Raw genomic sequence first — 13,443 nt, 5'->3', positions numbered from 1 at the left:
GGGCGGCCGGTTTCGTCCTGCCTGGGGACCGTTATCGGCGGGGGTCTCTAGGACCCTGGTCCTACTCTCCAGGGTGGATCAACGCCGCCTCGTAGGCGACGATCACGGCCTGCGCCCGGTCCCTGACACCGATCTTGGCGAACAGGCTCGTCACGTGGTTCTTGACGGTCGAGGGAGAGACGGACAGGTCGGCGGCGATCTCCTGGTTCGACCGGCCGCGGGCGATCAGGACGAGGATCTCCCGCTCCCTGTCGGTCAGCCCGGCCAGCCGGGAGGGCACCGCCCGCGGCCGGGAGGCGCGGACGAAGGTGCCGATCAGCCGGGTCAGCAGGCGCGGCGCGACGGCCGACTCGCCGCGGTGCACCACGCGCACGCCCTCGATCAGCTCTTCGGGGGAGACGTCCTTGGGCAGGAACCCGTCGGCGCCCGCCCGGAGCGCCGCGACCACGTTCTCGTCCAGGTCGAACGTGCTCAGCGCGAGCACCCGCACCTCGGGCAGCTCCGCGGTGATCAGCTCGGTCGCGCGCACGCCGTCCAGATTCGGCATGTGCAGGTCCATCAGCACGACATCGGGGGTGAGCCGCCTGCTCAGGTCCACCGCCTCCGCGCCGTCGGCGGCCTCGCCGACCACGCTCAGGTCGGACTGGGCGTCGAGCATGAGCCTGAACCCCTTGCGCACCAGCTCGTGGTCGTCGACCAGCAGGATCCTGATCATGCTCCCTCCAGTGGGATGCGGGCGTGCACCCGGAAACCGCCTTCTGGGCGCGGGCCCGTGGACAGCTGGCCGCCGCATAATGCCACTCGCTCGGCCATGCCGCCGAGTCCGAACCCCGGCGCGCCGTCCTGCCTCGCCAGGCCGTCGTCGACCACCTCGACCTCCACCGCGCCCGGCTCGTACGCCAGGCGCACGCTGGCCCTGGCGCTGACCGCGTGCTTGCGGGTGTTGGTCAGCGCCTCCTGCACGATGCGGTAGACGGCGTGGTCCACGGTCGCGGGCAGCTCGACGGGCTCGCCCGTCACGGTCAGGCTGGCCGGCAGGCCCGCCGACTTCGCCTCCTTGATCAGCACGGGCAGCCGCGCCGCGCCCACGCCCGTCGCGGCGCCGGGGCCGTCCCCGCCGTCGGCCCTGAGCACGTCCAGCAGGCGGCGCATCTCCGACATCGCCTGGCGGGCGGTCTGCTCCGCGCTCTCCAGCGCGTTCCTGGTGACCTCCTGCTCGGGCGGGAGCGTGGCCCGCGCGCCGCCGACCAGGGCGTTGATCACCGTGATGTGGTGGGCGACCACGTCGTGCAGCTCCCTGGCGATGCGCCGCCGCTCCGCGCGTACGGCGGCTTCGGTGGCCTCCCGCCTGCTGCGCTCGTTCAGCTCGGCCCTGAGCCGGACCAACTGCCCGACACCGACCGGAACGCCCACCCCGATCAGCGCCGCCAGCCAGCCGCCCTGCGCCCGCCAGAACAGCTCCATGGTCGTCGCGTAGGCGGCGAAACCGGCCACCGAGACGATCGCGGTCGGCCGGCCGGTGGTGTAGCGGCCCACGCTGTAGAACGCGATGGCCGAGGGTGCCGTGACGAACAGGACGGACTGCGCCACGATGCCCACGCAGTCGAGCACGGTCACCAGAGCGGCGGTCACGAGGGGCCGCCGGCGCCGCACGAGCAGGGGCAGGACGCTCAACTGGTAGAGCGCCACGATCAGGGGCGGCGACTGGACCTCCCCCTGGACGGCCATCCCCTGGACGACCATGGCGATGGCGGCCGCGACCGTCGGGAGGGAGAGCACGATCACGAGCGTCGTGTCGAAGACCCGGGGGCGGCGGAACCAGCTAACGATCTTCATGAAGGTTCGTGCCACGCGCACGTTACGACCCTAAAGCACCCGGGCTACAACGAGGTGTCTGCGCTGCGGTAACGTCGGCGCAAGGCCAGGGAGCACAGAGGGGTTGCGCATGAGCCGGTCGGCACGGGTGATCTGGGACGACGCTCTCATCTCCTACAATTTCGGCCCCAGTCATCCGCTGGCCCCCGTGCGGGTGGAGCTCACCATGGCGCTCGCCCGCGAGCTCGGCGTCCTGGACAAGGTCGAGATGGCCGGCTGCGGCCCGGCAAGCGACGACGAGCTGTCCATGATCCACAAGCGCGACTACATCGAGGCCGTCAAGCGGGTATCGGCCTCAGGCCGGCCCGATCTCGGCTGCGGGCTGGGCACGCCCGACAATCCGGCCTTCACGGGCGTGCACGAGGCCTCGGCGTTGATCGCGGGCGCCACGCTGGCGGCCGCCCGCGCGGTCTGGGAGGGCACGGCGGAGCACGCGGTCAACATCGCCGGCGGGCTGCACCACGCCATGCCGGCCGTGGCCAGCGGCTTCTGCGTCTACAACGATCCCGCGCTGGCCATCGCCTGGCTGCTGGCCCAGGGCGTAGGCAAGATCGCGTACGTGGACGTGGACGTGCACCACGGCGACGGCGTGCAGGCGATGTTCTATGACGATCCGCGGGTCCTGACGATCAGCCTGCACGAGAGCCCGCGCACGTTGTTCCCGGGCACCGGGTTCCCCGAGGAGACCGGCGCCGACGGCACGGCTGTCAACGTGGCGCTGCCCGCGGGCTGCGGCGACGCCGGCTGGCTGCGGGCCTTCCACGCGGTGGTGCCGCCGCTGCTGCACGAGTTCAGGCCCGAGATCCTGGTGACCCAGCACGGCTGCGACAGCCATGCGCTCGACCCGCTCGCCAACCTGATGCTGAGCGTGGACGGCCAGCGCGCGGCTTACGCCGCCCTGCACCGCCTGGCGCACGAGACGGCCGGCGGGCGGTGGATCGCCACGGGCGGCGGCGGATACGAGCTGGTCCAGGTCGTGCCGCGGGCGTGGACCCACCTCATCGCCGAGCTGGCCGGACACCCTGTGGATCCCGCCACGCCGACCGGCCAGGAGTGGCGCAGGTTCGTCAGGGAGCGCACGGGTGAGACGCCGCCGCTCACCATGACCGACGGCCGGAGCCCGGAATTTCACGACCTATCCGGTGGTTATGACCCAGCGGACCCCATTGACCGTGCGGTCATGGCGACCCGGAACGCGGTGTTCCCCCTGCACGGCCTCGACCCCCTGCCCTAGCGAGGAAAGAGCTGTGCTGAGCCGCGACCAACTCCGCGAGCACCTCGTCCACAGCCGCATTGCCGGCGACGTCGCGACCTCCCGCGAGAACAACCTCGACCACTACAGCTCGCTGGCCAACGGCGATGATTACTACAAGCTGGGGCTGACGTTCGACCAGCCGTGGTCCTACCGCGACATCCTGGCGCTCATGGCCAAGTCCGCCGGCGTGGTCGCCGACGCCGGGCACCGCTGGGGCCAGGACACCATCGATCCCGACCTGACGATCGACGCCGTCGACGCCATGGCCGAGCGGATCGCCGCGGTGTTGTCGCGGCCGAGCCCGCGCGTGTTGTTCGCCACCGGGCATCCGACCGGGCTGCTCGCCATCCACCTGCCGCTGGCCGCGCTGCTGGCCGGGCACGGCGCCGAGTTGCTGACGCCGGGCGAGGGATGGGCGTATGCCGGGTCGGCCTTCGGCCGCCCGCGCCACATCCGCTACCTGCAGGACATCGCGATGCTCGACGACAGAGGCGGCTTCGTGCACAGCCACGACGCCGCGCCCATGCGGCACATGCTCGGCGAGCTCGACGGAGAGCTGCCCGACCTGGTGATCGCCGATCATGGATGGGCAGGCGCGGCCGGAGAGGCCGGCGTGCCGACGGTCGCGTTCGCCGACAGCAACGACCCCGGCCTGTTCGTCGGGGAGGCGGAAGGCAAGATCGACGTGGTCGTGCCACTCGATGACAATGTGCTGCCCCGCTATTACGCTCCGCTGACCGACAGACTGGTCACTCAGGTCTCACGAGCCCTTTGAGTCGAATTCGGCCCTCCCGATACCGTCTTTTCGCGCCTGCATTCCAAGAGGCTCGCTGTCCCTTTGCCAACTTTTGACGGGGCTCCGGCGACTCTTATGTGTGGCAACTTGGACAGTTCCAACGTCCGAGTCTGGTGCTCGGCCCGGCAGCTGGCCAGCAACTTTGCTGGTTCGGCTGACAGGTGGCTCCGTCCAGAGAGAAAATAGGGGGTTTGCCGAGTCGGAGTCCCGACTTACGCTGACGGCAGTACACGTGCGTGAGCAATGGCACCAGTGGGGATAACCCGGAAACACGTGCGGAAGAGGCGTCCGATGGGTGCAGGCGAAAGACCTCTCAGCGAGGTGAAGTTCCTGACCGTCGCAGAAGTGGCGACGGTCATGAGGGTGTCCAAGATGACGGTGTACCGGCTCGTACACTCCGGCGAGCTCCCGGCCATCAGGGTAGGCCGGTCGTTCAGAGTGCCCGAGCAGGCGGTCCACGACTATCTGCGGGAGGCCTACATCGAGGCAGGTTGACGTAGCGACGTGAATGGTCACGCCGTGAGTGCTGTCGCGGGAGAGGCCCGGCCGCAGCGAGAGACACGGCCGGGCTCTCGCCCCCCCAAGGGGCGATCTACGGTGGATCGCCGGTAGTCTGTGAGCCGGTGTGCGCTCGCACTCCGATTCAGACTTGCTACCAGCACCAGGGGGTCCCGTGGGCTCTGTTATCAAGAAGCGCCGCAAGCGGATGGCCAAGAAGAAGCACCGCAAGCTGCTCAAGAAGACGCGCATCCAGCGGCGTAACAAGAAGTAACGAACGCAGCTGCGAGGCGCTGATGACCCACACCGTGCTCGTCACCGGGGTCTCGCGCCACATCGGCGCCCGGGTGGCGAGTGTTCTGGCTGCGGACCCGGACATCAGCCGTGTCATAGGAGTCGACACCGTGCCGCCCCCCTCGCTGACGCGGGACGGCGGCGACTCCCTCGGCCGGACGGAGTTCGTCCGGGTCGATCTGCGTAGCCCCGACATCGCTCAGGTGATCGCGGCCGCGGACATCGACACCGTTGTGCACATGAGCCTGGTCAGCGCTCCCTCGCGGAGCGGTGGCAGGGCTGCCATGAAAGAGCACAACGTCATCGGCACCATGCAGCTGCTCGGGGCCTGCCAGCGGTCGGCGACCGTGCGGCGCGTGGTGGTCCGCTCCACCACCGCCGTCTATGGCTCGTCGCCGCGGGATCCGGCGGTGTTCACCGAGGACCTGGAGCCGCACGACGGTCCCAGCCACGGCTATGCCAAAGACGCGGTCGAGGTCGAAGGCTACGTACGCGGTTTCGCCCGGCGCCGTCCCGACGTGACGGTGTCACTGCTGCGCTTCGCCAACTTCATGGGTCCAGGCGTGGACTCGCCGCTGACGCGTTACTTCACCCAGCCGGTGCTGCCGACCGTGTTCGGCTTCGACCCACGGCTGCAGTTCGTCCACGAGGACGACGCGGTCGAGGTGCTGCGCCGGATGGCGAGCGAGGATCACCCCGGCACGTTCAACGTGGCCGGGGTCGGCGTGCTGCTGCTGTCGCAGTGCGCCAGGCGGGCGGGGCGGCTGTCGCTGCCACTGCTCTCGCCCGCGTTCAAACTGCTGGGCAACACCGCGCGCCGGGTCGGGCTGGTCGAATACTCGCCCGAGCAGCTCAGACTGATGAGCCATGGCCGCGCTGTCGACACCTCCAGGCTGGAGGCCGAGCTCGGCTGGAAGCCCAAGTTCACGACCGGGGCGGCCTACGACGACTTCTTGCGTTCCCGGGGCCTGCACCCGTTCGGAGGTGTGCCGAGTTGAGTGTTCCCAGCGAAGAGGACGACGCGCGCGTGATCCCGATCAGCGCCGCGCCGTCCTTCGAGCAGCCGGATCCTGAGCCCCTGGCCAAGCTCCTGGCCTTCGTCCGCAGGCGGGTCAGCGGCGACTACGAGGTCGACGAGTTCGGCTACGACGCCGAGCTGACGGACAAGGTCTTCCTCGAGCTGGTCAGGCCCCTCTACACCCGCTGGTTCCGGGTCGAGACGGTTCAGCTCAAGAACGTGCCCGAGGAGGGCGGCGCCCTGGTCGTCGCCAACCACTCGGGCACGCTGCCACTCGACGCGCTGATGCTCCAGGTGGCCATGCACGACGACGTGGGCAGGCCGCTGCGGCTGCTCGGCGCCGACCTGGTCTACCAGCTGCCGATGCTCAGCCACCTGGCACGCAAGACCGGCCACACGCTGGCCTGCCGGGAGGACGCCGACCGGCTGCTGCGCAAGGGCGAGCTGGTCGGGGTGTTCCCCGAGGGCTTCAAGGGCGTCGGCAAGCCGTTCTCCGAGCGCTACAAGCTGCAGCGGTTCGGCCGCGGCGGGTTCGTGGCGTCGGCCATCCGCGCCGGGGTGCCGATCCTGCCCACCGCGATCGTGGGCGCCGAGGAGATCTATCCGAAGATCGGCGATCTGAAGTTCCTGGCCAGGACGCTCGGCCTGCCCTACCTGCCGATCACGCCGTTCTTCCCGCTGCTCGGCCCGCTCGGGCTGCTGCCGCTGCCGTCCAAGTGGATGATCGAGTTCGGCGAGCCGATCCGCACCGACGAATACGAGCCGTCGGCGGCCGACGATCCGATGCTGGTGTTCAACCTCACCGACCACATACGCGAGGTGATCCAGCAGATGCTCAACGAGCTGCGGCTGCGCAGAGGCCACGCCTTCCCGCCGTTCCTGTAGTGCAACCGGTGGGGTGTCCCCGGTGTTCTCCGGGCGATTCGTCGTCTACACCGAAGGACATCCCCATGGATCTCGAGCTTTCCGGCCGCGTCGCCGTCGTCACCGGCGCGTCCAAGGGCATCGGCCTCGCCGTCGCCCGAACCCTGGCCGACGAGGGCGCGCACGTGGTCGCCGCCTCCCGTACACCGGTCGACGCCAAAGCGACGCACGTCGCGGTCGACCTCATGGACCCGCAGGCGCCGGCGCGGGTCATCGCGCGTGCGGTGGAGGAGTTCGGCGGCGTGGACATCCTCGTCAACAATGCCGGCGGGCCGCCGCCCGGGGTGAGGTTGCCGCGGGTCGGGTTCATGACGCCCGGCGACGCGGACTGGCAGGCGATGTTCGAGTTCAACCTGTTCTCGGCCGTCCGCATGATCCGCGCCGCCGTGCCCGTCATGATCGAGCGGGGCGGCGGCTCGATCATCAACATCTCCAGCGGCTCGGCCCGGCAGCCCGGGGCCATCAACGTCGACTACGGCGCGGCCAAGGCGGCGCTCAATCACGTGGGCAAGGCCGTGTCGGAGGAGTTCGGCACTCAGGGCATCCGGGTCAACACGATCGCGCCGGGCCCGGTGCTCACCGACTGGTGGACCAAGGACGGCGGGGCCGCCGAGGTCATCGGGGGCATGGCCGGGGCTGCCAAAGAGGACGTCATCGCCCAGGTCGCGCCTGACATGATGAGGCTGCTCACCGGACGCCTGGTGTACCCGCAGGAGATCGCGGACATGGTCGCCCTGCTGGCCTCGCCGCGCTCGGCCAGCACGACCGGCGCCGAGTTCGCCGTCGACGGAGGCTTCCTGAAGGAGCTGTGAACCCTTGTGGCGGGTTGTGGCAAGACATCGGTGACCCATCCCCCTACAGAAGGGCGGAGATGATCCTGCAACCCGCCACCCGGGGTGCGGACGCGGAGCTCGTATGCGCCTCGTGGACCGATCCCGAGGTGTTCGCCGAGCTGTTCGACCGATACTCCGCCATGCTCTATCGGTACGTCTCCAAGCGGCTCGGCCCCGAGCCCGCGGAAGACCTCGTCGGCGAGACGTTCCTGGTCGCCTTCTCCCGCAGGGAGAGCTATGACCTGGCGTACGAGGACGCCCGGCCGTGGCTCTTCGGCATCCTCACCAAGCTCATCTCCCGGCACCACCGCAAGGAGGCCGCCCGCTACCGCGCCCTCCTGCGTGCCCCTGTCGACTCCGACATCGAGTCGCCCGCCGACCGGGTGGTCGCCGGCGTGACCGCTCAGGCCGTACGCGCCGAGCTGGCGGGCGCGCTGGCCGCCCTGCCCGTCAAGGACCGCGACGTCCTGCTGTTGATCGCCTGGGGCGATCTCACGTACGAGGAGGTCGCGCAGGCGCTCGGCATCCCCATCGGAACCGTGCGCTCCCGCCTCAACAGGGGCAGGCGGAAGGTACGTGCCGCGCTCGGCGACGCCAACCCCATGGAGGAGGAGTGACGATGGACGACCTGAAGCTGCTCCGCGACCTCGGCAGGGAGCTGGAGCACGAACCGCCCGCGACGCTCGTCCGCCAGCGGGACCGCCTGCTGCGGGCCCGGCCGCGGCGCCGGTGGGCAGGCTGGTGGACCGCCGGGCTGGTGGCCGTCGCCACGGCCGCCGCGGTCGCCGTGCCCACCGTGCTGATCGCCGACCGGCACACCGCCGCGCCTCCAGCCGGATCGCAGGCCGTGGACATGAGCGGCACGCGTAACGTGCTGGTGATCGGGTCGGACACGCGGGAGGGCGAGGGCAACGCTCCCTATGGCCCGCGGTCCACCGGAGCGGGGAAACGGTCCGACACCATCATGATCATTCACGTGCCCGCCGACCGGGGCAGGGCCACGGCCGTCAGCGTGCCGCGCGACTCGATGGTGGCGATTCCCGCCTGCTCGGGGCTGCCGGCGCGGACGGACATGATCAATTCGGTGTACAACAAGGGCGGGGCCGCCTGCCTGCGCAGGACACTGGAAAAGCTGACCGGGCTGTCCATTCAGCACACGGTGGAGGTGGACTTCGCGGGCTTCAAAGGCATGGTGGACGCGCTCGGGGGAGTGGAGATCACCGTGGCCCGGGCCGTGGACGATCCGAAGGCGAAGCTGAAGCTGCCTGCCGGGAAGGTCCTGCTGAACGGGGAGACGGCGCTGGGGTACGCGCGGCTGCGGTATGTCGGCGATGGGTCGGACATTGGGCGGATCAAGCGCCAGCAGCAGCTCGTGCTCGCGATGGTGAAGAAAGCCGGCACGGCCTTCGCGGACGCCGACCGGCTGAAGGCCTTCCTCGGTGCGCTGCGGAAGGCGGTCAAGACAGACCTGAGCTTGGAGGCGATGTACGAGCTGGCGGGCGAGCTTGCGAAGACCAAGATGGATCTGGTGACGGTCCCGTGGGAGCCGTACACGCGTGACAACCACCGCCTCCAGTGGAAGCAGCCGGAGGCCGGTGAGCTGTTCAAGTCTCTGAAGTGACGCGACCCGCCCGCCGCCCGCCGTCCGCGGCGGGCCGGGCGGCGTGCGGGGAGCTCAGCGCTGGGTGCGGTAGTGGCGGCGTAGTGCGATGGCGGCGGCGACGCCGCCCGCCACGGCCCCCACGCCGGCGGCGATGGGCAGGGCCGTCAGAGTCGCCTTGCGCCCGGTGCGGAAGTCCTTGATGGGCCAGTCGTGTCTCCTGGCGTGCTCGCGGAGCTCGCTGTCCGGGTTGATGGCCACCGCCTGGCCGACCAGTGACAACATCGGCAGGTCGTTGGCCGAGTCGCTGTAGGCGGTGCAGCGGGTCAGATCGAGGCCCTCACGACGGGCCAGCGCCCGGACCGCCTCGGCTTTGGCCGGTCCGTGGAGGAGGTCGCCGACCAGCCGGCCGGTGTAGATGCCGTTGCTGGTCTCGGCCACCGTGCCGAGCGCGCCGGTCAGTCCGAGGCGCTGCGCGATGACCCTGGCCAGCTCCACCGGCGTGGCGGTGACCAGCCAGACCCGCTGCCCGGCGTCCAGGTGGGCCTGGGCGAGCGCCCGGGTGCCGCCCCAGATGCGGTCGGCCATGACCTCGTCGTAGATCTCCTCGCCGAGGCGTACGACGTCCTCGACCTTGGCGCCGGCCACGAACGCCAGCGCGGTCTCCCGCGCCACCGCGATGTGCTCGGGGTTTTCGTTGCCGCGCAACCGGAACACCGCCTGCCCTACGGCGAACTTGAACAGGTCGGACGTGGTGAACATGCCGCGTGTGGCAAGCCCTCTGGCGAAGTGGTAGATCGAGGCGCCGCGCATCATCGTGTTGTCGACGTCGAAGAAGGCTGCCGCCTGGAGGTCCGGCTCGACCGGGGCGACGGCGATCGCCGCTTCCGCCGCGGCCTCGCCGGCGGCCTCGGGCTCCACCTCGTGTCGTCGTCGGATTAGCCGCCACATGAGCGCCAGCTTACAGAGCTACCCGGGCGCGGCCAGACCTTCGATGTAGTGCAAATAGCCCTCCGCTTGGGTCTGCTGATCCTCGCTGAGCTGCGGGAGCATCGGCCCGACGACCTCTTTCTGGTCGCGTGCGAATTTTTCGATCTTCGGTGAGCGCGGCTCGGCCCGCTTCAGCCGGCTGATGCCCGACCGCGTGGACTTCTCCATCTCGGTGAGCGTCTCGCCGACCAGCGTGCCGTCGGACGAGCCGAGCAGGGTGGCGACCTCCTTGGCGCGGGTCTTGGCCGAGTCCAGCTCCCGCTCGCCGCGTTCGGCGTCGTCGGAGCTGAGGCGTACGAGCGTGCTCTCGGCGGCGCGCTTGAGCGGGTAGAGCGAGTCCCCCGGCACCGCCTGATAGGTGGCGAACGCCGAGATCATCATGGCCGCCGCCAGCCCGAACGTGGTCAGATGGGACAGCAGGGGCCGCCGGCGTGCCGAGCGGCGGCGAGCGTGCTTGGGCGTGGCGGGACGCCCCCGCTCCGCGGCCAGGGCGCCGGAGAGCAGCTCCGCGCGCAGCCGGGCGCGGAAGGATGGCTCCGGCGCGCCGCCGATGGGCAGCCGGCGCAACTCCGTGAGGTGCTCGAGCACGCGTTCCCGCCGTCTGCGCGCCCTACCCATGGCAGCTCCCGTATGGCCGTGACACCTGCCTAACGAGGGGTGGAGGAGGGAGGTTACGCCAGGTCGTGCTTGAGTGCCCGGGCGAGCGCGCGTACGGCACGGAACTGCAGCGCTTTGATCGCTCCACTCTTCTTCCCCATGATCAGTGCGGTTTCCGCGAGCGAGAGGCCGTGCAGGAAACGCAGGACCACGCATTCCTGCTGCTCAGGATTGAGGTCTCGGACGGCACGCAGCACCCGGTCGTTGATGATGGCCGTGACCACGGCGTTCTCCGGAATGTGCGAGCCGTCGAGCGGAACGTCGATGATCTCCCCGGTGGGGATCTCGAGCCGGTACCGGCCCGACTTGAAGTGATCGGTCACCAGGTTCCTGGCGATGGTCACGAGCCAAGCGCCGAAATCGCGGCCTTGCCAGGTGAAGTCGGCGATCCTGCGCAGCGCCCGGAGGAAGGTCTCGCTGGTCAGGTCCTCGGCGAGCTGGTGAGAGCCGACCCGGAAGTAGATGTAGCGATAGACCAGGTCCACGTAGCGGTCGTAGAGCGTGCCAAAGGACTCCGTGCACCCGTCCTTGGCGAGCATCACGAGCGTGCGTACGTCGTCGGGCGCTCGTCCATCGTCGGGCGCTCGTCCGTCGCCGGGCACTGCCGCGCCCGACTCCTCTGGGCGCACGGCGAGCTCGCCCGTCGGGGCAGGTCCAGCGACCGCTGGCGCGAGCAGCCCGGCGAACGGCGGCGAGTCAGGCATCCGGTATCCCTAGGGGTAAGGGGTGCGGCGTGCTCGAACACTCTAGAAATCAACCGGAAATTTCACAATCCGCTGAGTGCATGCATGACTACCTGTAATCGGCGGATACGGTGTAGGCGCGCGGTCCCCTACCTGCGGTGAACCGTTCAACTCGGCTCACGTCGTCGTACCCGTTCCGTCATCGGCTACCGGCAGGGAGGCATCCTCCGGCAGCATTGGAGTCACCATGGAGATCCTCGTTGCTGTCATAGGTCTTGCCGGTGCGCTCCTCGCCGCCTTCGCGGCCGGTGCCTTGATCAGACGGCTGCGCGACGAGCCAGAGGGATGGTTGATCGCCTGGACCGTCGCGGCCGTGGCACTGTGCCTGTCACTGGGTGTGATCGCGGTCGGCTACCTCATGGGGTTCGGGTCGGTCACGTTCCGGCTCTATCAGGTGACGGGATCGATGCTGGCGCCGCTCTGGCTGGCCGTCGGCATGATCCAGCTGCTGACCGAGCGGGTGCCGCCGCGGTTCCTCGCGTGGTTGATGGGCATCGCGCTGACCATCGTCGCGGGCACGATCATGATCATCGACCCGCTGAAGTCGACCGAGATGGGCAAGACGCTGCCCGCGAGCTCGAGCTTCTGGAATCTCGTCCCCAGCTACCTGCTGATCGGCGTGCACGCGGTCGCGGTGCTGATCATGCTGGCGATGCTCGTGGTCGCGGCGATCAAATGGCGCAGCGGCGACGAGTACGACACCGACAACCTGCACGCGTCCCTGGTCATCGTCCCGTCGGGGATCGCGCTCGTCGGTGCGATGAGGTTCACGGTGCCGCCGCTGTTCACCACGGCGCTGCTGGCCGTGGCCGCCGCGGCGATCTGGTACACCGTGCTCCGGCCGCTGGCGCCGTACGAGGACGACGATGAGGACGACTTCGACGACCAGCGAGGAGCCCCTGTGAGGCAGGAATCGCCGATGCCGGCCGGCGATCGTTCCCAGCGGGGGCGCGGGGCCATGCCGGAGCAGCGGGGGCGCGGAGCCATGCCGGAGCCCGTGCCGGCGGCGGACCTGCCGCCGGGCCCGCCGCGCAGGCCCACCGGGCTGGGCGATCTGGTGGCCGAATACCGGGCGGGCGACCAGCAGGTCGACTACGCCGCCCGCATGGTGCCGCCGTCCGGCGCCGGGCCCTCGACCGGTTACATCATGAACGGCGCCCCGCCCCAGCCGGCGCCACCCCAGCAGGACCTGCCGCCCCAGCGCGCCGACTACGCGATGCCGCCCGGTCCGCCGCCGTCGGGCCCGGCCACCGGGATGTTCTACACCGGCTCCGACGTGTTCTCGCCCGCCCAGCCCCAGCAGCAGCCCCAGCCCCAGCCCGGCTCCAGCAAGCCGTCACCGAACATCTACGGCCTGCTGACCGTGTTCACGATCATGGACGGCGCGGGGGAGGCGTTCGACCGGCTCGCCGAGGCGACGGTGGAGGCGGTGCGCCGCGGCGAGCCCGACACGCTGGTGTACGTCTGCCACGCCGTCAAGTCGGCGCCCCTGCAGCGCATCGTCTACGAGCTCTACCGCGACGAGGTGGCCTACCGCGACCACCAGCGCCAGCCGCACGTCGAGAGGTTCGTCAACGAGCGGCAGTCCATGGTGCTGGCCACCAACGTCATCGAGCTCAACATCAACGCCGCGAAGGTCGTGCCCCTGCCGACGGCGATGTTCTGAGGATTCAGGCGGAGAGCGCGGCGCGCAGGCGGCCCTCGTCGACCCGCCAGAAGTCGTGCTGCACGCCGTCGATCAGCGTCACCGGGATCATCTCCCAGTATTTCTCCCTGAGCTCCTCGGAGGTCTCGATGCTGACTTCCTCCCAGGGCACGCCGAGCTCGCCGGCCACCCTGGCGATGACCTCGCGCGCGTCGTCACACAAGTGACAGCCGGGTTTCCCGATGAGCGTGATGCGGTGCATAGGGCAACCGTACTCCGGTTACTTTGTGCATCGGTTCACAAAGGGATTAACCT

At 69.7% G+C, this 13,443-nt stretch carries 16 protein-coding genes; 10 read left to right on the top strand and 6 right to left on the bottom strand.

Translation table 11 applies throughout. The features are described from left to right. Positions 1-61 precede the first annotated feature (61 nt). Both OHA25_RS04420 and OHA25_RS04415 read right to left on the bottom strand, forming a co-directional pair. Complete coding sequence (locus OHA25_RS04420) at positions 62-715, bottom strand: response regulator transcription factor (protein ID WP_327586335.1); 654 nt, start codon at positions 713-715, stop codon at positions 62-64. Next, positions 712-1,836, bottom strand: a complete 1,125-nt coding sequence (locus tag OHA25_RS04415; RefSeq protein ID WP_327586334.1) for a sensor histidine kinase — start codon at positions 1,834-1,836, stop codon at positions 712-714. The genes OHA25_RS04420 and OHA25_RS04415 overlap by 4 nt, the downstream gene beginning before the upstream one ends. 109 nt (positions 1,837-1,945) lie before the next feature. Here OHA25_RS04415 and OHA25_RS04410 point away from each other — a divergent pair, with 109 nt between their 5' ends. The 9 genes from OHA25_RS04410 to OHA25_RS04370 all read left to right on the top strand — a co-directional run bounded on the left by OHA25_RS04410 (position 1,946) and on the right by OHA25_RS04370 (position 9,114). After that, positions 1,946-3,109, top strand: coding sequence for an acetoin utilization protein AcuC (locus tag OHA25_RS04410; protein ID WP_327586333.1), 1,164 nt, complete (start codon positions 1,946-1,948; stop codon positions 3,107-3,109). 13 nt (positions 3,110-3,122) lie between these two features. Beyond that, positions 3,123-3,905, top strand: coding sequence for a phosphatase (locus OHA25_RS04405; protein WP_327586332.1), 783 nt, complete (start codon positions 3,123-3,125; stop codon positions 3,903-3,905). Between the two features lie 312 nt (positions 3,906-4,217). After that, positions 4,218-4,421: a helix-turn-helix domain-containing protein gene (locus tag OHA25_RS04400; RefSeq protein WP_026214222.1), complete on the top strand. Its 204-nt coding sequence runs from the start codon at positions 4,218-4,220 to the stop codon at positions 4,419-4,421. Positions 4,422-4,599: 178 nt separating this feature from the next. Then, positions 4,600-4,698 (top strand): 30S ribosomal protein bS22, encoded by a 99-nt coding sequence (locus OHA25_RS04395; protein WP_018654693.1) that lies wholly within the window; start codon positions 4,600-4,602, stop codon positions 4,696-4,698. A 22-nt stretch (positions 4,699-4,720) separates the two neighbouring features. Then, positions 4,721-5,716 (top strand): NAD-dependent epimerase/dehydratase family protein, encoded by a 996-nt coding sequence (locus tag OHA25_RS04390; protein WP_305914392.1) that lies wholly within the window; start codon positions 4,721-4,723, stop codon positions 5,714-5,716. Next, a complete protein-coding gene (locus tag OHA25_RS04385) occupies positions 5,713-6,621 on the top strand; it encodes a lysophospholipid acyltransferase family protein (RefSeq protein ID WP_442942056.1) in 909 nt (302 codons plus the stop codon). Before OHA25_RS04390 ends, OHA25_RS04385 begins: the two co-directional genes overlap by 4 nt. A 65-nt stretch (positions 6,622-6,686) precedes the next feature. Continuing rightward, a complete protein-coding gene (locus OHA25_RS04380) occupies positions 6,687-7,472 on the top strand; it encodes an SDR family NAD(P)-dependent oxidoreductase (RefSeq protein ID WP_327586331.1) in 786 nt (261 codons plus the stop codon). Positions 7,473-7,531: 59 nt separating this feature from the next. Then, positions 7,532-8,110 (top strand): RNA polymerase sigma factor, encoded by a 579-nt coding sequence (locus tag OHA25_RS04375; RefSeq protein ID WP_327586330.1) that lies wholly within the window; start codon positions 7,532-7,534, stop codon positions 8,108-8,110. A 2-nt stretch (positions 8,111-8,112) separates the two neighbouring features. Beyond that, complete coding sequence (locus OHA25_RS04370; protein WP_327586329.1) at positions 8,113-9,114, top strand: LCP family protein; 1,002 nt, start codon at positions 8,113-8,115, stop codon at positions 9,112-9,114. Positions 9,115-9,168: 54 nt separating this feature from the next. Here OHA25_RS04370 and OHA25_RS04365 read toward each other — a convergent pair whose 3' ends face one another. From OHA25_RS04365 to OHA25_RS04355, 3 genes are read right to left on the bottom strand one after another with little or no spacing between them, the layout of a single operon-like run. Continuing rightward, positions 9,169-10,044: an HAD family hydrolase gene (locus OHA25_RS04365; protein WP_305914396.1), complete on the bottom strand. Its 876-nt coding sequence runs from the start codon at positions 10,042-10,044 to the stop codon at positions 9,169-9,171. An 18-nt stretch (positions 10,045-10,062) separates the two neighbouring features. Next, the gene (locus OHA25_RS04360; RefSeq protein WP_327586328.1) at positions 10,063-10,701 is read right to left on the bottom strand and encodes a DUF5667 domain-containing protein; all 639 of its coding nucleotides are present in this window, start codon (positions 10,699-10,701) and stop codon (positions 10,063-10,065) included. A gap of 53 nt (positions 10,702-10,754) precedes the next feature. Beyond that, the gene (locus OHA25_RS04355; RefSeq protein WP_327586327.1) at positions 10,755-11,444 is read right to left on the bottom strand and encodes a sigma-70 family RNA polymerase sigma factor; all 690 of its coding nucleotides are present in this window, start codon (positions 11,442-11,444) and stop codon (positions 10,755-10,757) included. A 226-nt stretch (positions 11,445-11,670) separates the two neighbouring features. Here OHA25_RS04355 and OHA25_RS04350 point away from each other — a divergent pair, with 226 nt between their 5' ends. Next, positions 11,671-13,149 carry a putative quinol monooxygenase gene (locus tag OHA25_RS04350; protein WP_327586326.1) on the top strand — a complete coding sequence of 493 codons (1,479 nt, stop codon included), beginning with the start codon at positions 11,671-11,673 and terminating at the stop codon, positions 13,147-13,149. A gap of 4 nt (positions 13,150-13,153) precedes the next feature. On the opposite strand, the gene OHA25_RS04345 is transcribed toward OHA25_RS04350, so the two are convergent. After that, positions 13,154-13,390 (bottom strand): glutaredoxin family protein, encoded by a 237-nt coding sequence (locus OHA25_RS04345; protein ID WP_327586325.1) that lies wholly within the window; start codon positions 13,388-13,390, stop codon positions 13,154-13,156. Positions 13,391-13,443 lie beyond the last annotated feature (53 nt).

Source organism: Nonomuraea sp. NBC_00507 (assembly GCF_036013525.1).
GTDB lineage: Bacteria > Actinomycetota > Actinomycetes > Streptosporangiales > Streptosporangiaceae > Nonomuraea.
This window is presented reverse-complemented; position numbering and strand designations above follow the sequence as displayed.